Origin of the sequence: Rhizobium sp. AN5 (genome assembly GCF_900215255.1) — a bacterium.
Classification (GTDB): domain Bacteria; phylum Pseudomonadota; class Alphaproteobacteria; order Rhizobiales; family Rhizobiaceae; genus Agrobacterium; species Agrobacterium tumefaciens.
In genome coordinates this window covers 208,388-232,513 of sequence record NZ_OCMJ01000003.1, presented here as the reverse complement: position 1 = coordinate 232,513, position 24,126 = coordinate 208,388, and the positions used below count along the sequence as shown (strand labels likewise).

Below are 24,126 nucleotides of genomic sequence, written 5' to 3'. Positions count from 1 at the left end.
AACGGGACATGCCGAATGGAGCTTTCGTGGTAATCGCGGAATTCCGGGTCAAGCCTGACGCGATGGATGCCTTTCTGAACGCAGCGCAAGATGATGCCATCCATTCGGTTCAGGATGAACCGGGTTGCCGGCAATTCGATGTGGTGCGGCCGGAATCCGGAAACAACGTGGTGTTCTACGAGGTCTATGACAGCCGCGAAGCTTTCGACGACCATCTGAAAACACCCCATCTCGACCGGTTTCGCGAGGCGTTTCCCGCCCTCATAGAAGAAGAGTTGCCGGTGCGTTTCCTCAACCGGCAATGGCTTTGAAGGATGGAGAAAATGCAGGACATCCGCGACATTGCCGTCATCGGAACGGGCATCATGGGCGCACCCATGGCGGCGCGTCTGGCTGAGGCCGGTTTCCCGGTCAGGGCCTGGAACCGCAGCGCTGAAAAAGCCTCCATTCTGGTGGAAAAAGGCGTTGAGCCGGTGGCGACAGCTGGCGCGGCGGTGGCGCAGGCGGATGTCGTGCTTTGCATGCTGAGTTCAGGCCCGGTCTGCGACGCGGTTTTGCTCGGGACGTCGGGTGTCATTTCAGCGATGAAACCCGGCGCGGTCCTTCTTGTAATGAGTTCCATTCCCGTCGACAGCGCACGGGAACAGGCGGAGGCGGCAAAGGCTCATGGCGTCGCTTATGTCGACGCACCGGTTTCCGGCGGTGAAAAAGGGGCGATCGAAGGAACGCTTGCGATCATGGCCGGTGGTGAACAGCGGGACGTGGATGCGCTGCGGCCACTATTCGATTGCCTTGGCCGCGTCACCCATGTCGGTCCGGTGGGTTGCGGCTCGTTGGCCAAGCTCGCCAACCAGCTGATCGTGGCTTCAACGATCTGCGCCGTCGCGGAGGCCCTCACCCTTGTCGAAGAGGGCGGAGCCGACCCGGCGAAGGTGCGGCAGGCTTTGCTTGGTGGCTTTGCCGATTCCACCGTCTTCCGCCAGCACGGAAAACGCATGGTTGAGGGCGATTTTCGCCCCGGCGGACCAGCGAAATATCAGCTGAAGGATACGTCCACGGCACTGGCCTTTGCCCGGGGGCGGGGCCTGAAATTACCGGTCAGCGAGGAGGTTGACCGGCTGTTCCGTTCCATGGTCGAGCATGGTGCGGGCGAACTTGATCACAGCGGTGTGATCCTTGAAATTAAGCGCATGAATGCGTTCGGAGGAACGCTCGAAACTGTTTAGACACAACAAAGGGAGGAACACATGAAAATTTCAAAACTTTACGGGCTGGCTCTTGCCGCCACCATGCTTGTTGCATCGATCGCGCAGGCGGAAACGCTCACGCTTTCGACGCCGGATTCCGATACGTCGGAAATCACGCTCGCGGCCAACAAGTTCGCCGAGATTGTTTCGAAGAAGACCGACGGCAAGCTCAAGATCAAGGTGTTTCCGAACGGCACGCTTTATGGCGGCGATCCTTCGGCGGGCGTCAAGCAGCTGGCCGGCGGTTCGCTCGACATGCTCTTGAACTCGACATCGCTTTACGCGACGTTCAATCCGAAATTCACGGCCATCGCCATTCCCTATCAGTTCCGCGATATCGACCAGTTGCGCGTCTATCTCGACAGCGATCTTGGTAAGGAGCTTTCCGGCGATCTGAGCAAGATCGGCATTCTTGGGCTCGATCTCTGGTCTCGGCCGCTGCGCCAGATCACCAACTCCAAGGCGCCGATCAAATCGCCTGCCGATCTCAAGGGCATGAAGCTGCGTGTGCCGAACAATCCGCTCTGGGTCGAATTCTTCGGCGCCATGGGTGCTGCCCCGACGCCGATGGCCTTTGCGGAAGTCTATAACGCGCTCCAGCTGAAAGTCGTCGACGGGCAGGAAAATCCGGTCAACGTGCCTGTCAGCGCCAAGCTTTATGAAGTGCAGAAATACCTGACGATCAGCAACCACATCGCTGACGCCTGGGTGCTGGGCATGAACCCGGCCCGTTTCGAAGGCCTCGACGAGGGCTTCAAGACGGCGTTGAGGGACGCGGCCACGGAAACCGAGCTGTGGAAAGCCGAGAACGATGCTGCCGATATCGACAAGTCGCTCGCAACGCTGAAGAAGAACGGCATGGAGGTCAACACGCTGACCGATGACGAGCGCAAGGCTTTCGTGGCTGTCGCGACTGGTCTTTCGGCAAAGTTCTCCGCCCTCGTGAAAGATCAGGCGTTTTTCGACAAGACGCAGGCTTTCCTCAAGACGAACTGACGCCGCCAGTGAAAGGAGGGCCGGGGTTGCACCGATTAGCAACCCGGCCGCTCCCAGCGTCAGCAAGGGTTGCCTTGCCGCAACGGCAGGGTGGCATTCGTTTTACCGGATATCCGGTTTCAGCAGTGGAAGGGTATTGTCATGCGCGATACGAAACCGTCGGTGCTCGGCACCATCGTCAAGGTCATCGCTGATGTCGCCGCCGGGGCGGCCTGTTTCGGTATTCTTGTCGTCGTTCTTCTCCAGGTCATTGGCCGCCTCATCGGCAGCCCTCTTCCCTGGACCGAGGAGGCGACACGCTTTCTCTTCATCTGGATGGTGTTCCTCGGCCTCGCCGCAGGTTTCCGCACCGTTGAAAGCGCCCGGGTCGTGCTATTTCTAGTGCTTTTCCACCGCCTGTTCAGGCGCTTGGCGGTGCCGATCTATGTCGGTTCTTCGGTGTTCTTCTTCGGCATGATGGGCTGGACGGGCTTCACCCTGGTGCGCCAGCAGATCATGATGAACGAGACCGCCGCGACTTTGCCCATCCCCATGTGGACCATCGGCATGGTTCTGCCTGTCTCGGCCGTCATCGCCGTGCTGGCCATCATCGAATCGCTGCGCAGCAGGCGGGACCTGATCGCGCTCCCCGAGATCGGTATCCCCGCGGACGAGATCGCGCACGCCGATATCTCCATTTCAGCAGGACATTGAGCCATGTCGGTCTTTCTTCTCATCGCCTTTTTCGGTCTCAGCATGCTGGGTGTGCCGCTCGCCATCGCTTTGGCGCTCGCCAGTGTCGGCACGCTGTGGCTCTTCACCTCCATGCCCATGGACCTACTTTCGCAGACGATGTTCTCGTCGATGAACTCTTTCCTTCTCGTCGCCGTGCCACTCTTTATTTTGGTCGGTACGGTGATGGAGCGCGGGCGTGTGGCGGAGCGCATCTTCGATTTCGCCGAGGCCATGGTCGGCTGGCTTCCCGGTGGGCTTGGCCACGTCAACGTCATTTCGTCGGTCATCTTTTCCGGCGTCTCCGGCTCCTCTGTCGCCGATATCGCCTCTGTGGGCGCAATCGAAATCAAGGCCATGGAGCGACACGGATTTCCAAAGGGTTATGCCGTCGGCATGACGCTCTGCACCTCCACGCTCTCCTCCATCATCCCGCCTTCGATCCTGATCGTGATTGCCGGTTCCATTGCCAACGTGTCGATCGGCACGCTGCTCATTGCGGGTCTGGTGCCCGGCCTCTTCATCGCCTTCGCTTTTCTTGTGTTTAACCATTTCTATTCGGTGCATTACGGCTACAATCCGCCGACGCCCTTCAATTTCCGTCTGGTTATCGTCACCGGCCTTCGCGCCATCCTGCCGATGCTCACGCCGCTGATCCTCATCATCGGTATCGCCAGTGGCCTGTTCACGCCGACGGAAGCCGCAGCCATCGCGGTCGTTTATGTGGCCGTATTGGGTGTGCTGGTCTATCGCACGCTGCCGGTTCGCGAATTGCCGGAAATACTGATCTCCACGGCGCGCATTTCCGGCACCATCCTGTTCATCGCCGCCACCTCGCAGCTTGCCGCCTGGGTCTTCACCTTCGACGGCCTGCCGGAACAGGTGGCCGAGCTTTTGAAGGCGATGAACCTTGGGCCAATGTCGGGCATGCTGGTGATCTTCGTTTTCCTGCTGATCATCGGTATCTTCATGGAGGCTATCCCTGCCATGTTCATCCTCATTCCGGTGCTGATGCCGCCGGTGGAGGCGCTTGGCATCGATCCGATCCACTTCCTGATCGTGACTGTCATGACGCTGACACTCGGCCTTGTAACGCCGCCGGTCGGGGTCTGCCTGTTCGCGGCAGCACAGGTGGCGAACATGAAGATCGAGGATGTCATTCGTGGTTCGCTGGCGCCGATGACGGTGCTGACGCTCGCCATATTCGCACTCGTGCTTTTCCCGGTGCTGACGCTCGGGCCGATACGGTTGATGGGTCTTTATTGAGACTGAAGCAGGAAGCCTGAAGCATCAGACAACGCGACGGGCACGCCACTCGTCGCGTTGTTTTCGCATCCACTCCAGAAACAGCGTCACTTTTCTCTGGCGCAGGTGGGAATGCGGGCAAACGATCCATTGCGTGACGAGCTTGATGCGGGGTGCATCGGCCACGGCCGGGATCAGCATTCCGCGTTGCAGTTCCCGCTCCATCATCAACGTGCTTTCCAGCGCCACGCCGATGCCTAGAACGGCGGCGTCGATGGCCATGTGGCTGCGATCGAACAGAACGCGGCGCCAGCGCTTTTCAGCCGTCACGCCGGAGAGCGGGAACCAGTGGTTCCATTGCGCCTGCGCCTTGACCGAGTGGATAAGCCGCTGGTTCTGCAAATCTTCGGGCAGGAATGTGCCGGCACCGGGCATGTCCGGTGAACAGACCGGCAGGAACTCTTCCTCCACGAGCCCTTCCACAAACAGGCCCGGCCAGCGGCCATCGCCATGGCGCAGCTCTATGTCGACAAGCTCCTGCGAAAAATCGGTCGGCTCGTTGGTGCCGTCGAGGCGCACTTCCAGTTCGGGATGCTCCTCCAGAAAGGAGCCGAGACGCGGCAGCAGCCATTTGTTGGAAATGGTCGGGGTTGCCCTGATTGTCAGTGTCGTCACCGAGCGGAAGCCGCGAATACTGTCGGTGGCATCGGTGATCTGCTCGATCTGTGCGGTGATCATCGAGAAGTACCGCTCGCCCGCCTCCGTCAGCGTCACCTTGCGGCCGGTCCGCGCCATCAGCGTCGTGCCAAGCTGGCCTTCCAGCAACTGGATCTGCTGGGAAACGGCTGAAGGCGTAACGCTCAGCTCTTCCGCCGCCCGCGAAATGCTGCCCGCCCTTGCCGCAGCATGAAAGACGAGGATCGATTTTATCGGTATCTGCATGTGGCTGGTCTTCGCTCAACGAATTACGGCAGTCACCGTGATTATCACAGGTGACTGCCGTCACGAAACGCTTGAGAGCGAAGGGTCTTTACCGGTGGCTCGGCAACTTTGGCAAAAGCACGGTCAACAGGCCGAGCAGCGGCAGGTAGGAGCAGATGCGATAGACGAACTCGATGCCTTCCTTATCCGCATAGATCCCGAGAACCGCGGCCCCGATGCCACCGAAGCCAAAGGCAAAACCGAAGAACATGCCGGCGATGAGACCAACGCGCCCGGGTACCAGTTCCTGCGCGAACACGACGATTGCCGAGAAGGCGGAGGAGAAGACGAAGCCGATGACGACGACGAGAACGGTCGTCCAGAACAGGTTCGCATAGGGCAGCATCAGCGCGAAAGGAATGACGCCGAGGATCGAGAACCAGATGACGACGCGCGAGCCGAAGCGGTCGCCGATCGGGCCACCGAAGAAAACGCCCGCCGCAGAAGCGCCAAGGAAGAGGAACAGCAGAACCTGCGCATCCTGCACGCCCAGCCCGAACTTCTCGATGGTGTAGAAGGTGAAATAGCTGGAAAGGCTGGCGAGATAGGCGTTCTTGGTGGCGGTCAAAACCACCAGCACGGCAAGCGTCATCATCACGGTGCCGCGTGCCAGCGGAAGTGCGCGGCTGGCAGGAGCCTTGCCGACATTCGCGCGGCGGTGGCGGGTATACCAGACGCCGACCCAGGACAAGACGGCAAAGCCCATCAGCGCGATCAGTGAGAACCAGCTGAGGCTGGACTGACCGAACGGGATGACGATGAAGGCGGCCAGCAGCGGGCCGATGGCCGTGCCTGTATTGCCACCAACCTGGAAGAAGGACTGTGCCAGACCGTGGCGACCACCGGATGCCAGACGAGCAACGCGGGAAGCCTCCGGATGGAAGATAGCCGAGCCGACACCGATCAGGCAGGCGCCGATCACGAGCACCTCGAAGCTGTGAGCGAATGCGAGCGTGATGAGGCCGGCACAGGTGGACAGCATGGCGACTGGCAGGGAGAAAGGCATGGGCCAGCGATCGGTCACCATGCCGACGACCGGCTGCAACAGCGATGCGGTGACCTGAAAGGCGAAGGTGAGCAGCCCGATCTGCATGAAGTCGAGCGCATAATTGGCCTTCAGCAGCGGATAAAGCGACGTCAGCAGCGATTGCATGATGTCGTTGAGCATGTGGCAGAAGCTGGCTGCTGCAATGATTGAAAACGCCGTGCGTTGCGGGCTGAACCCGGTGCTGGTGACGGTGGCCATGATGTATCCTCTCCAGATTTCCCGCGAGAGACGGGAAACGTGCCTTTATTTCTTCCCGCTTTTATTCATATTGTTTCTGGCCTGCTTTCGTGTTCTGGACGAGTTTCTTTGTGAATGGGCCAAATGGCAAAAATCAAATCGCTAAAACCCGCCCGTCTGGCGGATGACGACCATGAGCGCAGCCTGAAATTGATCGACGGCACCAACGAGCCGGTGCTGGCGCTTCACCGTGCTTATCCCACAGGACACCGTACGCCGATCCACAGCCATGGACGGGTGCAGATATGGTGCGCACGCCAGGGCGTCGTGCTGGTCAGCACCGCCGCCGGGCGCTGGATGATACCGCCCGGTCACGGGCTTATCATTCCAGCCGGGCTGAAACACGAGGCCGAGATCATCTCAACGGTGGAGATGCATTCGATCTACGTTCACCCCGATCTGTTTCAAGCCGAGGCCCCAAGGGTGGTGGAAATTACCGCCCTCGCCTCCAGCCTGATTTCGGAATTGCTGGGCGAGGAGTTGCAACCCGCCGCTTTTCATCGGCAGGGACTGGTGCGGGCGCTTCTGCTCGATGAGGTCAACCGTCTGCCGGAACGCCCGCTGGGATTACCCTTTCCCGATAATCAGCGTCTTGCCGGTCTTTGCCGCGAGTTCCTGAAAAAGCCTGTCGCCAGAGTGGAAATCGATGACTGGGCCGCCGCCATGGGCATGAGCCGGCGCTCCTTTACGCGGTTATTTCGCAAAGAGTTGGGGCTGAGTTTCGTCACCTGGCGCCAGCAGGCCTGCATTTTTGCGTCTTTGCCAAGGCTTGCCGCGGGCGAGGCAGTGACCAATGTGGCGCTGGATGCCGGTTATGAGAATATTCCGGCTTTCACCACCATGTTCCGGCGAATGCTCGGCAATTCGCCCCGCGCCTATCGCAAGGCGGCAGGTCAGCGCAGTGCCGGCTACTCCGATTTTGAAGAGGCGGAAAATTAAGCCGCCGTCGCGCGCATGTCGCGGCGGAAATCGGAAGGCGACATGCCGGCGATCTGACGGAACGCCTTGTTGAAGGCACTGACGGAGCCGAAGCCGCTTTCCATGGCAATCTGCAGAATATTGTCCTTGCCGTTCATCAGCATCGCCTGCGCGCGGGAAAGCCTGAGCAAGGTGAGGTATTTGATCAGCGTCATGCCGGTGGATTTGCGAAACAGGTTCATCGCATATTTCGGATGAAGCGAGGCGGCGCGGGCAATCTCGGTCGCGTCGATGTCGTCTAGAAAATTGGCGGCAATGAAATCGCACATGCGCACCACGCCGATGGAGGGTGCCATGCTCTCGTCATTTTCTTCCCGCTTGCCGCTGACGGCGGAGGATATGACGGTATAGGGCTCGAGGAACATGCGCTCCACCCGCAGCAGCAATTCCTCCACCGCGTGCTGCGCCTTGGCCGGATCACCCGACGTGACGTAACGGAACCAGCGGCCGAAATTTTCCTCGTCGGCCCGGTCTGTCTGCGCACTCACCATCGTTGCGCCGCCCATCAGCAGGCTGGAAACCGCAGCCGGCAGCCGCATGCGGAAAAAATGGACGAGCGGCAGATGCGCGCCCGCATAAATCGAATCATCGGAGGAACGGTCCATCTGGTGCGGCTGGCCACCCCAGAAAATGCACATCTGGCCGGCATCGAGCGAAAGGTCGTGGTCGCCCATCCGGTAATGTACGGATCCCGACATCACATAGTTCACCTCCACCTGCGCATGCCAGTGCGGCCTGAGCATGATGGGCGGGTGGTTGTAAAAAAGCTGGAGCGTGGTCGGCATGCCTTCGATGCTGCTTGCACCCGGCTGGTAGAAGGCTCTTTCGGCAATCTTACTTTCCGCCAAATCGATGTTCCCTTTGTACGAGACAGATTTCCTGCCGCCGGTAATGTGCCCATGTTCGCTAAAGAACGGCAATTGAAAAAGGGAGGTTTTCAATGTGCTTTAAATTTCTTGGCGCGTCGACGGCTCTGGTGCTCCTTGCAGCACCGGTAATGGCGCAATCCGAGACCGTAACCATCTGGAGCTGGAATGTCGCCGCATCGGCGCTTAAATCCACTGTCGAAGGGTTCAACAAGCAAAATCCTGACATCAAGATTGTTGTTGAAGACCTTGGAAACAATCAGGTTTTCGACAAGACGCTGGCGGCTTGCGCAGCGGGTGGCGACGGCCTCCCAGATATTGTAACGGTCGAAAATTTCGAGGCGGAACTGTTCTGGAGCCGGTTTCCGGATTGTTTCACGGATTTGACTGCAGTTGGCTATACGCCTGAAAAAAAGGCGCTTTTTCCTGACTTCAAACGCACGGAGCTGGAGGTTGATGGCGTAGCTTATGCGGTGCCTTGGGATTCGGGTCCGGTGGCCGTTTTTTACCGGCGCGATTTCTACGAAAAGGCTGCTGTCGATCCGGCCACCATCAAAAGCTGGGATGATTTCATCGCGGCTGGCAAGAAGGTCATGGCTGCCAATCCCGGCACCGTGATGGCGCAGGCCGACTTCAACGGCGACAGCGAGTGGTTCCGCATGATCGCCAACGAGCAGGGATGCGGTTACTTTTCGACCGACGGCCAGAACATCACCATCAACAAACCTGCCTGTGTCGCGACGCTTGAAAAGATCAAGCAGATGAGGGATGCCGGCATCATCACGGCCGCGATCTGGGATGAGAAGATCCAGGCCAATACTGCCGGCAAGGCCGCGAGCCAGATGTATGGCGCCTGGTATGAAGGCACGGTTCGCTCCGGCTCTCCCGATCTTTCGGGCAAGTGGGGTGTCTATATGATGCCGAGCCTTACGCCCGACGGTCCGCATGCCGCCAATCTCGGTGGCTCTTCGCTGGCGATAAGTTCGGCGTCCAAGCACAAGGAAGCCGCCTGGAAGTACATCGATTACGCGCTGACCACCAATGAGGGGCAGGTGACGATGCTGAAGTCATTCGGCCTCGTTCCGTCGCTTCTCTCCGCCATCGATGATCCTTTCGTCAAGGAAAAGCAGCCCTATTGGGGTGGGCAGGCGGTCTGGACCGATATTCTGGCGACCCTGCCGAAAATCGTGCCCAGCCGTGGCACCGCGTTCCAGTCGGATGCAGATGCGATCTACAAGGCGACACAGACCAAATATTTCGCAGGTGGTTATCCCGATGCGAAAGCAGCTCTCGACGATGCCGCAAAGCAGATCGAAACGGCCACGGGGCTGCCGGTCGCGGAATGAAGCTCTCGAATGGCCGGCCTTGCGGTTTTAGCAGGACCGGCCTCTCCAAGCTTTCCAACCATCGCATCTGGAGGTCGTCATGCCGTCAAGGAACAGGATCGCTTATGCGTTCCTTGCGCCCTATCTTCTGATTTTCGCGACGTTCTGGGTCTGGCCGATCGTCAGCTCGTTCATGCTGTCGTTCCAGAATACCCGCATCAATCCGTGGCGGTTTGCGCCCTCCATGAACTGGGGTCGGCTCGTCTCCGATCCGGCGTTTTATAACGCGCTCTACAATACGCTGATCATTCTCGTCATTCAGGTGCCTGTCATGATCGCGCTTGCGACCGTCATGGCGGTGCTTCTGAACTCGCCACTGTTGAAGGTGCGTCCGCTTTACCGTTTTGCCTTCTTCGCACCCGTCGTCGTCGGAGAAGTCGCTTATGCGGCCGTTTTCCGGCTGATGTTCAGTGCCGATTTCGGCATTATTAACAAGCTCATCACTTCCGTTGGCCTTTCGCCCATCTCGTGGTTCGACAATGCCAATGCGGCCATGGCGCTCGTCATCATCGCCGTCACGTGGCGCTGGGCAGGGTATAATGCCATCATCATTCTGGCTGGCCTGCAATCCATCCCCGGCGATGTCTACGAGGCGGCGACACTGGACAAGGTGAACAAGCGGCAGCAATTTTTCCACATCACACTGCCGCTGTTGAAACCCATCATCCTTTTCTGCGTGGTCCTGTCCGTCATCGGCACCATGCAGCTTTTTGCCGAGCCTTTCCTCATCACCAACAGGGGTGGTCCGGGCGGCGGCACGGAAACGTTGGGCCTGTTTCTTTACCGGCAAGGCTTCACTTCGCTCAATTTCGGTTACGCCTCGGCCATCGCTTACACCATGGCGGCGCTCGCCATCGCCATTTCGCTTCTTAATCTCTGGGTCGGGAGGGAGCCGAAATGAGATCGAAATCCAGATCGCTTCTCTGGCAGAAGATCGCGCTGCATGCGACGCTGACGCCGCTTGCCCTCATCTGGCTATTTCCGCTGTGGATGATGTTCGTGTTCTCGACAATGCCTGATTTTGGCATTTTCAGCCCCGACATCGTGCTCGTCCCGTCCACCAATTTCATCGAGAACTTCAAAAACCTTCAGGCGGATACCAACTTCCTGCGGGCGATGTTCATATCGATCACCGTTGCGGTCATCTATACGGTTCTCTCGGTGTTTCTGACCTCCATGGCGGGCTGGGCGCTGGCGCGCTATCGTTTTGCGGGACGCTCGGTGGTGATCGCCATCATTCTCGGCACCATCACCTTGCCTTTTGCAGTCGTCGTCATTCCTCAATTCATCATGGTGGCGCGCGAATTCAAGCTCGCCAACACCTGGGTGGCACTCATCGTGCCGCCGCTGTTCAACTCGCTCGGCGTGCTCTTCATGCGGCAATCCTTTTCCATGATGCCAACGGAGCTTTTCGATGCAGCAAGGGTCGAGGGCGTCAAGGAATGGCAGATATTCCTGCGCATTGCCCTGCCATTGGCGCGCCCCACCATGGCGGCGCTGTCGATCATCCTCTTCCTCGCTTCGTGGAATAATTATCTCTGGCCGCTGCTGATCAACTCCCGCCCGGAAATGATGACCGCACCCGTGGCACTTGGCACCCTCATCGGGCTTACCAAAGTGTCATGGGGTGGCATCATGGCCGGTGCAGTTCTGCTCACCGCACCCATTCTCATCGTTTTCGTGGCTTTGCAGCGCCACTTCATCGCCGGCATTTCTGCCGGGGCAGTCAAGTAAGGGGAGAGACCGCATGGCGGAACTTTCGCTCAAGAATGTCGTCAAGCGCTACGGTGCGCTGAAAGTCATCCATGGTGCAGATCTCGATATTGCCGATGGCGAGTTCGTGGTCTTCGTCGGCCCGTCCGGCTGTGGCAAATCAACGCTTCTGCGTATGATCGCGGGGCTGGAGGATATATCGGACGGCGATATCAGTATCGGCGGCAGAACGGTCAACGATGCAGATCCGGCCGATCGCGGCATCGCCATGGTGTTTCAATCCTATGCGCTCTATCCGCACATGACGGTTGCCGAAAACCTGTCCTTCGGCCTGAGGATGAACGGTAATCCCAGGGCCGACACGGAAAAGCGTGTCAGCCGCGCTGCCGAAATCCTGCAGATCAACGAGTTGATGGAACGTCGGCCAAAGCAGCTTTCCGGCGGGCAGCGGCAGCGTGTCGCCATCGGCCGCGCCATCGTGCGCGAACCGCAGGTCTTTCTGTTCGACGAGCCCTTGTCGAACCTCGATGCGGAACTTCGGGTGCAGATGCGGGTGGAAATCTCGCGGCTGCACAAGCAGCTTGGCACCACGATGATCTATGTCACCCACGACCAGACCGAGGCGATGACGCTGGCCGACAAGATCGTGGTTTTGAGGGCGGGCAATATCGAACAGGTCGGTGCCCCGCTCGATCTTTATGACGACCCCGCCAACCGTTTCGTTGCCGGTTTCGTCGGTTCGCCGAAGATGAATTTTCTGGAGGCGACCGTCATCGGTACAGGTGGACAAAGCGTTACGCTGTCGCTCGACAGCGATCCTGCCGTGCGGCTGACCCTGCCGATCAAGGACCGGCTCAATGAGGGAAGCAAGGTTTCGCTCGGTATCCGGCCCGAACATTTTGCCGATGTCGGGCAGAGCGATGCCGATCTCACCGTTCACGTCGATGTCGCCGAGCACCTCGGCAATACCAGCTATGTCTATGCCCGTACGGAAGGCGGTGAGCAACTGGTCATCGAGCGGCCGGAATCGCGAGACGTCGCCAATCGTGATCGGCTGACGGTCGGTCTTTCCGCCCGCAAGGCATTTCTTTTCGACAGTCAGGGCAATCGCCTGCGCTGAACCCTTTCCCAAGCACGCAAGTCAAGACGAGGATTTCATGACGACCGACCAACCGATCCGCTGGGGCATTATCGGCCCGGGCACCATCGCCAAGACCTTTGCGGACGGCATTGCCCATTCCCGCACGGGTAAGCTCGAGGCTATCGCCACCCGCAATCCGGACAAGCCCGGCCTTGCTGACGCCTTTCCCGGCGCGCGCATCATCCATGGTTACGATGCGCTGCTTTCCGATCCCCATATCGACGCCGTCTATATTGCCACGCCCCATACCGGCCATGCGGAATGGGCGATCAAGGCGATCCGTGCGGGCAAAAACGTGCTGGTGGAAAAGCCCATCGCGCTTTCCGCCTATGATGCCGACGCCATTTTCCACGAAGCGAAAAAGGCTGATGTCTTTGCGGGCGAAGCCTATATGTACCGCCTGCATCCGCAGACGGCAAAACTGGTGGAGTTGATCAGGAACCGCGCCGTTGGCGATGTCCGCATCATCCGCTCCAGTTTCGGTTTCAACATGGGGTCTTTCCGTGCCGATCATCGCCTGTTTTCCAATGAGACGGCAGGCGGCGGCATTCTCGATGTCGGCGGTTATCCCGTATCCATGGTGCGGCTGATTGCCGGTGCAGTCGAAGGAAAACCCTTCGTCGAACCGGAAAAGATTGTAGGTGCGGCCCATCTCGGCCAGTCGGGCGTCGATGAATGGGCTTCGGCCGTTCTGAAATTTTCGAACGGCATCATTGCCGAAGTCTCCTGCTCGATCATGGCAGGGCAGGACAATGTGCTGCGCATCATCGGTTCGGAAGGCCGTATCGAGGTCAAGGATTTCTGGTTCGCCGCCGGCCACAAGGGTGGCACCGGCCGGATCGATATTTTCAGGGGCGACAAGGTCGAAACCATCGAGTTGCCGGAAGACCGCTGGCTCTATTCCTTCGAAGTCGATGCAGCAGGTGAGGCGATAAGGCAGGGCAAGCAGGAATTCGGCGCGCCCGGCATGGGCTGGGCCGACAGTCTCGGCAATCTACGTGTCATGGACCAGTGGCGTGCCGCCGTTGGCCTGGAATACAGCGTCGAAAAAGCAACCTCTCGCATCACGAATATTGCCGGTGGCAAGGTCGTGGCAGGCAATGCGGTTCCGAAGCGGCAGATACCCGGCCTCACCAAAACCGCTTCGGTGGTTGCACTCGGTTTCGAGTTCTTCCCCAATTTCGCCTCCGCGTCCCTGACGCTCGATGCCTTTTATGAGGCGGGCGGCAATCTGTTCGATACGGCTTATGTCTATGGCGGCGGCAAGACGGAAGCCATATTCGGCGACTGGCACACCAGCCGCAACGTGCCGCGCGAAGAAATCGTGCTGATCGGCAAAGGTGCGCATTCGCCGCTCTGCTATCCGGACATGATCGCCAAGCAGCTCAACCAGTCGCTGGAGCGTCTGAAGACGGATTATGTCGATGTCTATTTCATGCATCGTGACAATCCCGACGTGCCGGTCGGCGAATTTGTCGATGCGATGGATGCCGAAGTCCGGCGTGGTCGCATTCGGGGCATTTTTGGCGGATCGAACTGGACGCGCGAGCGTATGGACGAGGCCACCGCCTATGCGCAAAAGAACGGCAAACAGGCGCCGGGCGCACTTTCCAATAATTTCTCGCTTGCCGAAATGCTCGATCCCATCTGGGCGGGGTGTGTGGCGGCATCGGATGATGAGTGGAAGGCATGGCTCCAATCCCGCCAGATCCCGAATTTCGCCTGGTCGAGCCAGGGGCGCGGCTTCTTCACCGACCGTGCGGGGCGGGACAAGCGCGATGACGAGGAAATCGTCCGCGTCTGGTATTCCGACCGCAACTTCCACCGCCGCGACCGGGCGATCGAGCTTGCCCGGAAACTCGGCCGCCATCCGATCCACATCGCGCTCGCTTATGTCATCGCCCAGCCTTTCCCGGTCATTCCGCTGATCGGGCCGCGCACCATTGCCGAACTGGAGGACAGCCTTTCGGCGCTGGATATCAAGCTGACGGCTGAGCAGGTTAAGTGGCTGGAGGCGTGACGCGACCGGAGGCGGCGGGTTTTCCGCGGTCTCCAGATGGATGATAAAGTCGGCTACCTCTCCTCCGTCATGCCGGGCTTGACCGGCATCCAGCCACGGTGTGTCAGCGCCGTGGCTGGAGCCTTTTGCGATCAAGGACTTGACCGTGCTGGACCCCGGACCTCGTCCGGGTGACGGAATGCGGATGCTATGGTGGTGCTAAAAGCACTGTTTTATAGGAGGACTATCCCCAACCTCCTACCTTATCTTGTTTTCCTGCTTCTTTCTCTCAGCAGCCGCTGATAAATCGGAATCTTGATAAAATCGCGCCCGCCTGAAAACACGGCGGGTGAAACAATCTACCGGGGTTCTTATGGGCGATATCGATCGAGGCCGTGCGCAGCAGTTGATGGGTGAGGCGGGCATGGATGCGCTGGTGCTTTTCCAGCCCGAAGCCTTCCGTTATGCGGTAGGAGCACATGCGGGCGTTGCGACGATGTGGGGCAGGGCGGGGTCGGCGATTGTGCTGGTGCTAGCCGATGCTGCGTCCGGGCTTGCCGCCGTCGTCAGCGATCACGCCGCACCTCTTGTCGAGAAGGCCGCGCCGGATGTCGATCTGCGCCGACACCGCATCTGGATAGATATGGTCGATCTGTCGGGTGTCGAAAACGTCTCGCAGGTAGACGGTGCCTATCGCCGAAACAATTCCGGCGGACAGAGGCCGGAGACATTCGATCGCGCCGCCTGCTTTGTTTTGCTGGCCGACCTTCTGCGGGAACGCGGGCTGTCTGCGGCGCGCATCGGTGCCGATCTCGAATTCATGCCCGCGGCCGATTTTTTGGCTCTTCGTGAGGCGACGCCCGCTGTGACCTGGGTTGATGGTTCGACAGTGCTGAAACGTCTGCGTGCGGTGAAATCCGGGCGCGAGATCGAACTTCTCAGGCGGGCCGCAGCGGCCGCTGAGGCAGGGCTGGCCGAGATGGCGGCGGCCGTGCGGCCGGGCGTGGCGCTCGGCGAGCTTTCCAACGCCTGGAAAGCCGGCGCTCAGTCGCATGCCTTGAAGTCGGGTTTTTCGCTGAGCGGCCATTGGGACTATATATCTGTCGGTCCGGCCCTGTCGGATATGACGGCGGTCGTCACGCCCGGTGCCCTGATCAAGGCCGATGTTGGCACGCTGGTCGATGGTTATTCGTCGGATGGCGCGCGGACGTTTTCATGGGGTCCGGTCTCTCCGCTCGCGGCCAATATTTTCAAGGCGCTGGAGGCAGCTTCTGCCAGCGGGCTGGAAGCGATTCGTCCCGGCAATACATTCGGTGCGGTGCACGCCGCCATGCTGGATTCGATGCGTAAAGACGGATTCAGCGAATATTATCGCGGTCATTTCGGCCATTCCGTCGGCGGGGGCGTGGGCATAGAGGAATGGCCGTTCTTTTCCCATGACAATGAGGAGGTCATTCTTCCCGGCATGGTGGTGGCACTTGAAGCGCCGTTTTACGGCGAAGGTCTGGGCGCGCTGATGATCGAGGACCAGTTTCTCGTTACTACAGCAGGGGCAGAGTGCATGAACAGCCTGCCACGCACCCTGCGGGATTTGTCCCGGGCCTGAGGCCGGCCAGATTCAGAGAAAGTCGTCGCGGCGCGGGGTGAAGCAGTCGATGAGCTCGCCTTCTTCCAGGCAGAGGCAGCCGTGCTCGACATGGCCGGGAATGATGAGGCTGTCGCCTTTCTGCAGGTCGTAGGCTTCGCCATCGCGGTAAAAGCGGAAGCTGCCGCTGGCGACATAGGTGGATTGCACATGCGGATGGTTGTGCAGCTTGCCTTCGGCGCCGGTCTTGAAGCGGAACGAAACCACCATCAGCTCCGGCGCTTCGGAAAGCACGGTGCGTTCAACGCCGTCGTCGGGTGAAACGGTGGGGAATGTCGGAAGCTGCTGCATGTCGTTCTCCTCGGTCATGCGATGTCGTTCAAGCTTGAAATTCAGCGCGGCGCGCGCAGCATGGCGCGGTAACGCGTCTGGCTGCTTTTCAGGTGGTGGCGCATGGCGCTTCTTGCCGCCTCTTCGTCGCCGTCCTGTATCGCAATCAGGATTGCTTCGTGCTCACCGACAAGCCGGTTGAGGTCAGCGGGCGAAAGCACGGTTTCCTTGCCGTTTTCGGCAACGGCGCGGCGCGGAATGAGCGTGGGGCCAAGCACCTGTAGAAACTCGCTGAAGCGCGGATTGTTGGTTGCGTCGGCAACAGCCAGGTGAAAAGCGAAGTCGGCCTCTGCTGTCGGAATGCCCTTGGCGGCGCTGGCGCGGAAGGCATCGAAGGCTTCGATGATTTTCTCCTCCTGCGCCGGGGAGCGGCGAACGGCCGCAAGACCGGCGGCATCACCTTCCACGGCGGTGCGCAGTTCGAGCATTTCGATCAGGGACGAGACACGGGCAAGATCGACGTTATGGAAAGGCCGTCGCTCGACAGGCGCTGGCTCCAGCACGAAGACGCCCGCACCCTGACGAGGCTCGACCAGCCCGTCGGACCTCAGTGAGGCGATGGCCTCGCGCACCACGGTGCGGCTTACGCCGAATTCCTGCGTCATCTGCGCTTCGGAAGGCAGGCGCTCGCCTGTCTTGTAACGGCCCTTGGCGATCTGGCTGCGGAGCTCCTCGGAAACCTTCACCACAAGCGTCTTGGCCTGCGGAGCTGCCGGTTCGGAGGTTATCGCTTTTGTCATTGTCATCGCCGTTCTAATAAAGGGTGCGGGTTAGTGTCCGGTATTCCTCGATACGTCATTCGAGGTCCGGCTTGCAATCCCGCTGCTCGCGCAGGAAAGACCGGTTGTCATGCCTGTCGGTCCCATATGGCATTTCACGTCGCCTTGAAGATCGGATTGTCGATGAAAACGCCGCCCTGAAAACGCGCCACCGCATCTTTAGGGTCTGGTTGCGGTGTTGTCTCGGCAATGTGCTGCCGGAAAGTCTCGGCGTTGTCCTTCGGTTTCCAGCCAAGCCAGCCGAGGTGGGAATTGTCCCACCAGCCCGCATCATTGGCCGATGCGCCCCAGACGACCGGGCAGCCGAGCACCGGCGCGCGGAAAACCGTCTCGATCAGCGATACGAAATCATCCTGCGAAAACCAGGTCGACAACATGCGGTGATTTTGCGGTTCCGGCGTGCAGGAGCCGATACGGACCAGCGCCGTCTCCTGGCCGAATTTTTCGAAATACATGCGGGCGAGGCTTTCGCCGAAACATTTGGACACGCCGTAAAGACCGTCCGGCCGGAAGGGAACGTCGGGGCCAAGCCGCTCTGTCTGGGAATAATAACCGATCGTGTGATTGGAGCTCGCGAAGATGATTCGCGGTTGGCCATGGGCGCGGGCCGCTTCATAGAGGTTGTAAAGCCCGATGATATTGCCCTGAAGGATCTGCTCGAAAGGCCGCTCCACCGATATGCCGCCAAGATGGACGATGCCGTCACAATCGGCGACCATCGCATCGACGGCGCTGGCGTCGGCCAGATCGCATTGCACGCATTCCTCGTTCGGCCCGGCAGGATCAAGCGGCGAAAGATCGGCAAGACGCAATATCTCGGCCATCGGTGCGAGGCGCTTGCGCATGACGCGGCCGAGCTGGCCAGCCGCACCGGTAACAAGAAGCCGTTTCATTGCAATTCTCCCTAAACGAATGGACTGCGGATCATCGAGGCTGCGGGACCCCCCCATTCAACGTCTCCGGCGTGGTCGAGATATCCAGGTCCCTCTTGACCTTGTCATACAGATCGTACAAAAAGCGGATAACATATATTATGTCCTATACGCAACAATCATGAAGGATGAGTTTGATGCTGACCGTCGAAACAAGGCAGGCCGTCAACCCGGAATATGCAAAAACGCTCGATACCGATGGGCTTCGCAAGCATTTCCTCGCCAACGACATGTTCCGTTCCGGCGAAATCAGGCTGATCTATACCCACTACGACCGTTTCGTCATGGGCGGCGCGGTGCCTGATGGTGCCCCGCTGATGCTGGACAAGGTCGAGGAAACCAAGACGCCGTCGTTCCTTGATCGACGCGAGATGGGCATCGTCAATATCGGCGACACCGGCACCGTCAACGCTGGTGGCGAGACGTACACGCTCAATCGTGGCGACGTTCTGTATCTCGGTGCGGGCAGCGGTGCGGTGACCTTCGATGGCGCGGGCCGGTTCTACATCACTTCATGCCCGGCGCATCGCAGCCTGCCGGCAAAGCTCGTCAGCCTTGCCGACAGCAAGGAGGTCAAGCTTGGTGCGGCCGAGACCTCCAACAAGCGCACAATCAACCAGTTCATCCACCCGCTCGTCATGGAAAGCTGCCAGCTGGTGCTCGGCTATACGACGCTCGAGGACGGCTCCGTCTGGAACACCATTCCGTCGCATATTCATGATCGCCGCATGGAGGCCTATCTCTATTTCGGCATGGATGAAAAGTCGCGCGTTCTGCACCTGATGGGTGAGCCGCAGGAAACGCGGCATCTCTTCATTTCCAACGAAGAGGGCGCCATTTCTCCGCCCTGGTCGATCCATTCCGGCGCTGGCATCGGTTCGTACACCTTCATCTGGGCCATGGCTGGGGACAATGTCGATTATACCGATATGGACTTCATTCAGCCGGGGGATCTGAAATGAAAAATCCCTTTTCGCTTCAAGGGCGTAAGGCGCTGGTGACGGGTGCCAATACCGGGCTTGGTCAGGCAATCGCCGTCGGCCTCGCCGCGGCCGGCGCGGAAGTCGTCTGCGCTGCCCGCCGCGCGCCGGATGAGACGCTGGACATGATCGCGAAGAACGGCGGCAACGCCGCCGCATTGTCGATTGATTTTGCCGATCCACTCGCCGCCAGGGACAGCTTTGCCGACGCCGGTTTCGATATTCTCGTCAACAATGCCGGCATCATTCGCCGCGCCGATTCCGTGGAGTTTTCAGAGCTCGACTGGGATGAGGTGATGGACGTCAATCTCAAGGCGCTGTTTTTCACCACGCAGGCCTTCGCCAAGGAATTGCTGGCGAAAGGTCGTCCGGGCAAGGTGATCAATATCGCCTCGCTACTGTCGTTTCAGGGCGGCATCCGCGTACCGTCCTATACGGCGGCGAAACATGGCGTTGCGGGTCTGACCAAGCTTCTGGCAAATGAGTGGGCCGCGAAGGGCATCAACGTCAATGCCATTGCGCCTGGTTACATCGAAACCAACAATACCGAGGCGTTGCGGGCGGATGCTGCCCGCAACAAGGCCATTCTGGAGCGCATCCCGGCAGGCCGCTGGGGGCATTCTGAAGACATCGCTGGGGCGGCGGTTTTCCTCGCCTCGCCGGCGGCCGACTATGTGCATGGCGCCATCCTCAATGTCGATGGCGGCTGGCTGGCGCGCTAATGCGCGCCGGTTTTCAAAATTCATCATATAACTTGTATGATGACTTGTTGACAAATATGCGGCAAGCGGTTTAGGTGGCTTCCAGTCAGTGAACTTGCAGAGGAATACGGATTATGAACCCTGAACAAATCAAGGCGGCGCTTGGCTCCGGCCTGCTCTCCTTCCCGGTAACGCATTTTGATTCCGAGGGTCGTTTTGCGGCCGATAGCTACAGGGCGCATGTCGAATGGCTTGCCGGTTACAAGGCGCCGGTGCTGTTTGCCGCCGGCGGTACGGGCGAGTTCTTCTCGCTGAAACCGGATGAAATCCCTACTATCGTTTCGGCTGCCAAGGAAGTGGCCGGTGAAACGGCAATCGTTTCCGGCTGCGGCTACGGCACCGAGGTTGCGGTTGATATCGCACGCTCGGTCGAAAAGGTCGGTGCTGATGGCATCCTGCTTCTGCCGCATTACCTCATCGATGCGCCGCAGGAAGGCCTTTACGCGCACATCAAGAAAATATGCCAGTCGGTCGGCATCGGCGTCATGGTTTATAACCGCGACAATTCGGTGCTTCAGGCGGATACGCTGGCGCGTCTCTGCGATGAGTGCCCGAACCTCGTCGGCTTCAAGGACGGCACCGGTGATATCGGTCTCGTTCGCCAGATCACCGCCAAGATGGGTGACCGCCTGATGTATCTCGGCGGCATGCCGACGGCGGAACTGTTTGCCGAAGCCTATCTCGGCGCCGGTTTCACCACCTATTCCTCGGCCGTCTTCAACTTCGTGCCGGGCCTTGCGAACGAGTTCTATGCGGCGCTGCGGGCCGGCGAGCGCGCCACCTGCGAACGCATCCTGACGGAATTCTTCTATCCGTTCATGGCGATCCGCAATCGCGCCAAGGGTTACGCCGTTTCCGCCATCAAGGCTGGCGTTCGCCTGCAGGGCTTCGATGCCGGTCCGGTGCGCGCGCCGCTGAAGGATCTGACGAATGAGGAAATCGGCATGCTCGATGCCCTGATCGGCACGCACAAGCGCAAGGTGTGATCAAGGTATAACGGGAGGGGAACGATGAAGATCACAGCGGTGCGGACGCATCTGCTCGAACATCGGCTGGGCACGCCGTTTGAAAGCGCATCCATGCGCTTTGACCGACGTGCCCATGTTCTGGTCGAAATCGAATGCGATGACGGGACCGTCGGCTGGGGCGAATGCCTCGGTCCGGCGCGACCGAACGCCGCCGTGGTTCAGGCCTATTCCGGTTGGCTTATTGGCCAGGATCCCCGCCAGACCGAAAAGATCTGGGCCGTGCTTTACAATGCCCTGCGTGACCAGGGCCAGCGCGGCCTCAGCATTACCGCCCTGTCCGGTATCGATATCGCGCTGTGGGATATCAAGGGAATGCATTACGGAACCTCCATCTCCATGTTGCTCGGCGGGCGCTGGCGCGAAAGCGTGCGCGCCTATGCCACCGGCAGCTTCAAGCGTGATGGGGTCGACCGCATCTCCGACAATGCCAATGAGATGGCGGAGCGCCGTGCAGAGGGTTTTCACGCCTGCAAGATCAAGATCGGTTTCGGCATCGAGGAGGATCTTGCGGTCATTGCCGCCGTGCGCGACGCGATCGGGCCGGATATGCGGCTGATGATCGACGCCAATCACGGCTATACCGTTACCGAAGCCATCGCGCTCGGCAACCGTGCGGCTGAATACGGCATCGACTGGTTCGAGGAGCCGGTGGTTCCGGAGCAGCTCGATGCCTATGCCCGCGTGCGGGCGGGCCAACCAATCCCGGTTGCGGGAGGCGAGACCTGGCACGGGCGTTACGGCATGTGGCAGGCGCTTTCCGCCGGTGCCGTGGATATTCTCCAGCCCGACCTCTGCGGCTGCGGTGGCTTTTCCGAAACGCAGAAGATTGCCACGATTGCCACGCTGCACGGCGTGCGCATTGTGCCGCATGTGTGGGGCACGGGCGTGCAGATCGCCGCTGCCCTGCAGTTCATGGCGGCGATGGTGCCCGATCCGGTGCGGGTAAACCCCATCGAGCCGATCATGGAATTCGATCGGACGCATAATCCGTTCCGTCAGGCCGTGCTGCAACAGCCGATAGAGGCGGTGAACGGTGTCGTCGCCATTCCCGATGGTCCCGGTCTCGGCATCGAGATCAACCGCGACGCACTCGTTGAATTCAGGATGCCACAGTCATGAGCGAACTTGTCAGAAAACTAAGCGGGACACCGCCGCAGCCAGCGTTCCCGAAAGGGGCGGTCGATACTCAGATGCATATGTATCTGCCCGGTTATCCAGCCTTGCCGGGTGGGCCGGGCCTGCCGCCGGGTGCGCTGCCGGGGCCTGAGGATTATCGCCAGCTGATGCAATGGCTCGGCATCGACCGCGTCATCATCACCCAGGGCAACGCCCAACAGCGAGATAACGGCAACACGCTGGCCTGCGTGGCAGAAATGGGCGAGGCAGCCCGCGCGGTGGTGATTATCGATGAGAGCACGACTGAAAAGGACATGGAAAGACTTGCCGCTGCCGGTGCCGTGGGCGCCCGTATCATGGATTTGCCGGGCGGCGCGGTGAACCTATCGGAACTGGAAGCGGTGGATCAGCGCGCCCATGCGGCCGACTGGATGGTGGCGGTTCAGTTCGACGGCAATGGGCTTCTCGATCATCTGCCGCGCCTTGAAAAAATCCGTTCGCGCTGGGTGTTCGACCACCATGGAAAATTCTTCAGGGGTATCGACACGGATGGCCCGGAGATGGCGGCACTTTTGAAGCTCATCGATCGCGGCAATCTCTGGTTCAAGTTTGCCGGTGTTTATGAAAGTTCGCGCGACGCCTGGCCCTATGAAGATGTTGCAGCCTTTTCGCGCCGTATCGCTGCCCATGCGCCGGAGCGGATCGTCTGGGGAACGAACTGGCCGCACAATTCGGTCCGTGAGACGGATGCCTATCCGGATGATGCCCGCCTTGCGGAGCTTACACTCGGCTGGCTGCCGAATGATGCGGCCCGTCATCGAGCGCTGGTGGAAAATCCAGAAGCCCTGTTCAAGCTGCCGCCATTCAAGGCGGCGTAATTTCAATTCGGGATGGTTGGGGAAAGGGAGGTCCCCATCACCTTTGCAGATGAAAGGTCTTTGCATGCCGGCCCGGATGGGCGTGAAAAATTCGGTCCGTTAGCCTTGGAGGGGTGGGGCCGTTGTTACAACGGAGGAGGAAGAAATGAAAAAGATTGCAAGCATGATGTGCATCGCGATGGGGATCGCGCTGTCAGGCGTTTCCGCCAAGGCGCAGGAAATCACCCTGCGCTCGGCCGATATTCATCCCGACGGTTATCCGACGGTTGAAGCCGTGAAATATATGGGCGAACTTCTGTCGGAACGCTCCAATGGCCGCATCAAGGTGCAGGTCATGAACAATTCGGTTCTCGGCGGTGAGAAGGATACCATCGAGCAGACCCGCTTTGGCGTCATCGACATGAACCGCGTCAACGCTGCGCCTTTCAACAATCTCGTCAAGGAAACCACCGTTCTCGGCCTGCCTTTCCTGTTCCGTTCGACGGAACACATGCACAATACCGTAGACGGCCCGATCGGCGATGAGGTTCTGGCAGCATTCGAACCGCACGGCCTAATCGGTCTTGCCTTTTACGATTCCGGTGCGCGTTCCTTCTACACAACCAAGAAGCCCATCGAAAAACTGGCGGACCTGAAGGGCCTCAAAATCCGCGTGCAGCAATCGGATCTGTGGATTTCGATGATGCAGGCGTTTGGCGCCAACCCTACGCCGATGCCGATGGGCGAGGTTTACTCCTCGCTTGAAACAGGCGTTGTCGATGGTGCGGAAAACAACTGGCCGTCCTACGAATCCGCCCGTCACTATGAAGTGGCGAAGAACTATTCGCTGACGGAACATTCCCTCAATCCGGAAATTCTCGTCATCTCCAAGATTTCCTATGACAAGCTGTCGCCGGAAGATCAGAAGCTGCTGCGTCAGGCAGCCAAGGATTCCGTTGGCAAGATGCGTGAATTGTGGAGTGCGCGCGAAAAGGCCTCGGAAGAAAAGGTACGCGCCGGTGGCGTTAACGTCATCAAGGTCAACAAGGAGGAGTTCGCCGCCGCGATGGGGCCGGTCTACGACAAGTTCGTCACCGATCCGAAAATGAAAGACCTTCTTGAGCGGGTAAAAGCCGTCAAGTGACATAGGG

The 24,126-nt window shown here is 59.5% G+C and carries 24 protein-coding genes; 18 read left to right on the top strand and 6 right to left on the bottom strand.

Going from position 1 to position 24,126, the window contains the following annotated elements; all coding sequences use genetic code 11:
* Window positions 1–8: 8 nt before the first annotated feature.
* The 5 genes from CRP02_RS04550 (at window position 9) to CRP02_RS04530 (ending at window position 4,220) form a co-directional block, all read left to right on the top strand.
* Window positions 9–311 carry a putative quinol monooxygenase gene (locus CRP02_RS04550; RefSeq protein WP_097100480.1) on the top strand — a complete coding sequence of 101 codons (303 nt, stop codon included), beginning with the start codon at window positions 9–11 and terminating at the stop codon, window positions 309–311.
* A 12-nt stretch (window positions 312–323) separates the two neighbouring features.
* Window positions 324–1,226, top strand: a complete 903-nt coding sequence (locus tag CRP02_RS04545; RefSeq protein ID WP_097170396.1) for an NAD(P)-dependent oxidoreductase — start codon at window positions 324–326, stop codon at window positions 1,224–1,226.
* Window positions 1,227–1,247: 21 nt separating this feature from the next.
* Window positions 1,248–2,243 carry a DctP family TRAP transporter solute-binding subunit gene (locus CRP02_RS04540; protein ID WP_060642674.1) on the top strand — a complete coding sequence of 332 codons (996 nt, stop codon included), beginning with the start codon at window positions 1,248–1,250 and terminating at the stop codon, window positions 2,241–2,243.
* A 141-nt stretch (window positions 2,244–2,384) separates the two neighbouring features.
* Complete coding sequence (locus CRP02_RS04535; protein ID WP_097170395.1) at window positions 2,385–2,936, top strand: TRAP transporter small permease; 552 nt, start codon at window positions 2,385–2,387, stop codon at window positions 2,934–2,936.
* 3 nt (window positions 2,937–2,939) lie between these two features.
* The gene (locus tag CRP02_RS04530; RefSeq protein ID WP_003517952.1) at window positions 2,940–4,220 is read left to right on the top strand and encodes a TRAP transporter large permease; all 1,281 of its coding nucleotides are present in this window, start codon (window positions 2,940–2,942) and stop codon (window positions 4,218–4,220) included.
* A 24-nt stretch (window positions 4,221–4,244) separates the two neighbouring features.
* On the opposite strand, the gene CRP02_RS04525 is transcribed toward CRP02_RS04530, so the two are convergent.
* Window positions 4,245–5,141, bottom strand: coding sequence for a LysR substrate-binding domain-containing protein (locus CRP02_RS04525; RefSeq protein ID WP_003517949.1), 897 nt, complete (start codon window positions 5,139–5,141; stop codon window positions 4,245–4,247).
* Between the two features lie 88 nt (window positions 5,142–5,229).
* Entirely contained in the window at window positions 5,230–6,426 is a 1,197-nt protein-coding gene (locus CRP02_RS04520; RefSeq protein WP_097100238.1) for an MFS transporter, read from the bottom strand.
* A 123-nt stretch (window positions 6,427–6,549) separates the two neighbouring features.
* On the opposite strand from CRP02_RS04520, the gene CRP02_RS04515 reads away from it, so the two are divergent.
* A complete protein-coding gene (locus CRP02_RS04515) occupies window positions 6,550–7,404 on the top strand; it encodes an AraC family transcriptional regulator (RefSeq protein ID WP_097171242.1) in 855 nt (284 codons plus the stop codon).
* Here the strand turns inward: CRP02_RS04515 and CRP02_RS04510 are convergent.
* On the bottom strand, window positions 7,401–8,291 hold the full coding sequence (locus CRP02_RS04510) for a helix-turn-helix domain-containing protein (protein WP_013761428.1): 891 nt from the start codon (window positions 8,289–8,291) through the stop codon (window positions 7,401–7,403). The genes CRP02_RS04515 and CRP02_RS04510 overlap by 4 nt on opposite strands.
* 92 nt (window positions 8,292–8,383) lie before the next feature.
* Between CRP02_RS04510 and CRP02_RS04505 the strand changes: the two genes are divergently transcribed.
* The 6 genes from CRP02_RS04505 to CRP02_RS04480 all read left to right on the top strand — a co-directional run bounded on the left by CRP02_RS04505 (window position 8,384) and on the right by CRP02_RS04480 (window position 16,153).
* The gene (locus tag CRP02_RS04505) at window positions 8,384–9,655 is read left to right on the top strand and encodes an ABC transporter substrate-binding protein (RefSeq protein ID WP_097170394.1); all 1,272 of its coding nucleotides are present in this window, start codon (window positions 8,384–8,386) and stop codon (window positions 9,653–9,655) included.
* Window positions 9,656–9,734: 79 nt separating this feature from the next.
* On the top strand, window positions 9,735–10,595 hold the full coding sequence (locus tag CRP02_RS04500; RefSeq protein WP_013761426.1) for a carbohydrate ABC transporter permease: 861 nt from the start codon (window positions 9,735–9,737) through the stop codon (window positions 10,593–10,595).
* The gene (locus CRP02_RS04495; protein WP_003517937.1) at window positions 10,592–11,428 is read left to right on the top strand and encodes a carbohydrate ABC transporter permease; all 837 of its coding nucleotides are present in this window, start codon (window positions 10,592–10,594) and stop codon (window positions 11,426–11,428) included. Before CRP02_RS04500 ends, CRP02_RS04495 begins: the two co-directional genes overlap by 4 nt.
* A gap of 13 nt (window positions 11,429–11,441) precedes the next feature.
* Complete coding sequence (locus tag CRP02_RS04490) at window positions 11,442–12,527, top strand: ABC transporter ATP-binding protein (protein ID WP_097170393.1); 1,086 nt, start codon at window positions 11,442–11,444, stop codon at window positions 12,525–12,527.
* Between the two features lie 37 nt (window positions 12,528–12,564).
* Complete coding sequence (locus CRP02_RS04485; protein WP_097170392.1) at window positions 12,565–14,568, top strand: aldo/keto reductase; 2,004 nt, start codon at window positions 12,565–12,567, stop codon at window positions 14,566–14,568.
* Between the two features lie 352 nt (window positions 14,569–14,920).
* Entirely contained in the window at window positions 14,921–16,153 is a 1,233-nt protein-coding gene (locus tag CRP02_RS04480) for a M24 family metallopeptidase (RefSeq protein ID WP_097170391.1), read from the top strand.
* Between the two features lie 12 nt (window positions 16,154–16,165).
* On the opposite strand, the gene CRP02_RS04475 is transcribed toward CRP02_RS04480, so the two are convergent.
* The 3 genes from CRP02_RS04475 to CRP02_RS04465 all read right to left on the bottom strand — a co-directional run bounded on the left by CRP02_RS04475 (window position 16,166) and on the right by CRP02_RS04465 (window position 18,194).
* The gene (locus CRP02_RS04475; protein ID WP_003517929.1) at window positions 16,166–16,483 is read right to left on the bottom strand and encodes a cupin domain-containing protein; all 318 of its coding nucleotides are present in this window, start codon (window positions 16,481–16,483) and stop codon (window positions 16,166–16,168) included.
* A 41-nt stretch (window positions 16,484–16,524) separates the two neighbouring features.
* Window positions 16,525–17,262, bottom strand: coding sequence for a FadR/GntR family transcriptional regulator (locus tag CRP02_RS04470; RefSeq protein ID WP_003517927.1), 738 nt, complete (start codon window positions 17,260–17,262; stop codon window positions 16,525–16,527).
* A gap of 134 nt (window positions 17,263–17,396) precedes the next feature.
* Window positions 17,397–18,194, bottom strand: a complete 798-nt coding sequence (locus CRP02_RS04465) for an NAD-dependent epimerase/dehydratase family protein (protein ID WP_097170390.1) — start codon at window positions 18,192–18,194, stop codon at window positions 17,397–17,399.
* 176 nt (window positions 18,195–18,370) lie between these two features.
* Here CRP02_RS04465 and kduI point away from each other — a divergent pair, with 176 nt between their 5' ends.
* The 6 genes from kduI (at window position 18,371) to CRP02_RS04435 (ending at window position 24,119) form a co-directional block, all read left to right on the top strand.
* Window positions 18,371–19,195, top strand: a complete 825-nt coding sequence (kduI, locus tag CRP02_RS04460; RefSeq protein ID WP_097170389.1) for a 5-dehydro-4-deoxy-D-glucuronate isomerase — start codon at window positions 18,371–18,373, stop codon at window positions 19,193–19,195.
* Window positions 19,192–19,935 carry a 2-dehydro-3-deoxy-D-gluconate 5-dehydrogenase KduD gene (gene kduD / locus CRP02_RS04455; RefSeq protein ID WP_097170388.1) on the top strand — a complete coding sequence of 248 codons (744 nt, stop codon included), beginning with the start codon at window positions 19,192–19,194 and terminating at the stop codon, window positions 19,933–19,935. The genes kduI and kduD overlap by 4 nt, the downstream gene beginning before the upstream one ends.
* Window positions 19,936–20,048: 113 nt before the next feature.
* Window positions 20,049–20,960 carry a 5-dehydro-4-deoxyglucarate dehydratase gene (gene kdgD, locus CRP02_RS04450; protein ID WP_097100249.1) on the top strand — a complete coding sequence of 304 codons (912 nt, stop codon included), beginning with the start codon at window positions 20,049–20,051 and terminating at the stop codon, window positions 20,958–20,960.
* A gap of 24 nt (window positions 20,961–20,984) precedes the next feature.
* A complete protein-coding gene (locus tag CRP02_RS04445) occupies window positions 20,985–22,121 on the top strand; it encodes a D-galactarolactone cycloisomerase (RefSeq protein WP_097170387.1) in 1,137 nt (378 codons plus the stop codon).
* Window positions 22,118–22,996 carry an amidohydrolase family protein gene (locus tag CRP02_RS04440; protein WP_097170386.1) on the top strand — a complete coding sequence of 293 codons (879 nt, stop codon included), beginning with the start codon at window positions 22,118–22,120 and terminating at the stop codon, window positions 22,994–22,996. Before CRP02_RS04445 ends, CRP02_RS04440 begins: the two co-directional genes overlap by 4 nt.
* Window positions 22,997–23,141: 145 nt before the next feature.
* Window positions 23,142–24,119 carry a TRAP transporter substrate-binding protein gene (locus tag CRP02_RS04435; RefSeq protein ID WP_065660050.1) on the top strand — a complete coding sequence of 326 codons (978 nt, stop codon included), beginning with the start codon at window positions 23,142–23,144 and terminating at the stop codon, window positions 24,117–24,119.
* Window positions 24,120–24,126 lie beyond the last annotated feature (7 nt).

Excerpts from the sequence above, each read along its gene's own strand:
- CRP02_RS04550 (WP_097100480.1), top strand. The coding sequence starts at position 9 with ATGCCGAATGGAGCTTTCGTGGTAATCGCGGAATTCCGGGTCAAGCCT.
- CRP02_RS04545 (WP_097170396.1), top strand. The coding sequence starts at position 324 with ATGCAGGACATCCGCGACATTGCCGTCATCGGAACGGGCATCATGGGC.
- CRP02_RS04540 (WP_060642674.1), top strand. The coding sequence starts at position 1,248 with ATGAAAATTTCAAAACTTTACGGGCTGGCTCTTGCCGCCACCATGCTT.
- CRP02_RS04535 (WP_097170395.1), top strand. The coding sequence starts at position 2,385 with ATGCGCGATACGAAACCGTCGGTGCTCGGCACCATCGTCAAGGTCATC.
- CRP02_RS04530 (WP_003517952.1), top strand. The coding sequence starts at position 2,940 with ATGTCGGTCTTTCTTCTCATCGCCTTTTTCGGTCTCAGCATGCTGGGT.
- CRP02_RS04525 (WP_003517949.1), bottom strand. The coding sequence starts at position 5,141 with ATGCAGATACCGATAAAATCGATCCTCGTCTTTCATGCTGCGGCAAGG.
- CRP02_RS04520 (WP_097100238.1), bottom strand. The coding sequence starts at position 6,426 with ATGGCCACCGTCACCAGCACCGGGTTCAGCCCGCAACGCACGGCGTTT.
- CRP02_RS04515 (WP_097171242.1), top strand. The coding sequence starts at position 6,550 with ATGGCAAAAATCAAATCGCTAAAACCCGCCCGTCTGGCGGATGACGAC.
- CRP02_RS04505 (WP_097170394.1), top strand. The coding sequence starts at position 8,384 with ATGTGCTTTAAATTTCTTGGCGCGTCGACGGCTCTGGTGCTCCTTGCA.
- CRP02_RS04500 (WP_013761426.1), top strand. The coding sequence starts at position 9,735 with ATGCCGTCAAGGAACAGGATCGCTTATGCGTTCCTTGCGCCCTATCTT.
- CRP02_RS04495 (WP_003517937.1), top strand. The coding sequence starts at position 10,592 with ATGAGATCGAAATCCAGATCGCTTCTCTGGCAGAAGATCGCGCTGCAT.
- CRP02_RS04490 (WP_097170393.1), top strand. The coding sequence starts at position 11,442 with ATGGCGGAACTTTCGCTCAAGAATGTCGTCAAGCGCTACGGTGCGCTG.
- CRP02_RS04485 (WP_097170392.1), top strand. The coding sequence starts at position 12,565 with ATGACGACCGACCAACCGATCCGCTGGGGCATTATCGGCCCGGGCACC.
- CRP02_RS04480 (WP_097170391.1), top strand. The coding sequence starts at position 14,921 with ATGGGCGATATCGATCGAGGCCGTGCGCAGCAGTTGATGGGTGAGGCG.
- CRP02_RS04475 (WP_003517929.1), bottom strand. The coding sequence starts at position 16,483 with ATGCAGCAGCTTCCGACATTCCCCACCGTTTCACCCGACGACGGCGTT.
- CRP02_RS04470 (WP_003517927.1), bottom strand. The coding sequence starts at position 17,262 with ATGACAAAAGCGATAACCTCCGAACCGGCAGCTCCGCAGGCCAAGACG.
- CRP02_RS04465 (WP_097170390.1), bottom strand. The coding sequence starts at position 18,194 with ATGAAACGGCTTCTTGTTACCGGTGCGGCTGGCCAGCTCGGCCGCGTC.
- kduI (WP_097170389.1), top strand. The coding sequence starts at position 18,371 with ATGCTGACCGTCGAAACAAGGCAGGCCGTCAACCCGGAATATGCAAAA.
- kduD (WP_097170388.1), top strand. The coding sequence starts at position 19,192 with ATGAAAAATCCCTTTTCGCTTCAAGGGCGTAAGGCGCTGGTGACGGGT.
- kdgD (WP_097100249.1), top strand. The coding sequence starts at position 20,049 with ATGAACCCTGAACAAATCAAGGCGGCGCTTGGCTCCGGCCTGCTCTCC.
- CRP02_RS04445 (WP_097170387.1), top strand. The coding sequence starts at position 20,985 with ATGAAGATCACAGCGGTGCGGACGCATCTGCTCGAACATCGGCTGGGC.
- CRP02_RS04440 (WP_097170386.1), top strand. The coding sequence starts at position 22,118 with ATGAGCGAACTTGTCAGAAAACTAAGCGGGACACCGCCGCAGCCAGCG.
- CRP02_RS04435 (WP_065660050.1), top strand. The coding sequence starts at position 23,142 with ATGAAAAAGATTGCAAGCATGATGTGCATCGCGATGGGGATCGCGCTG.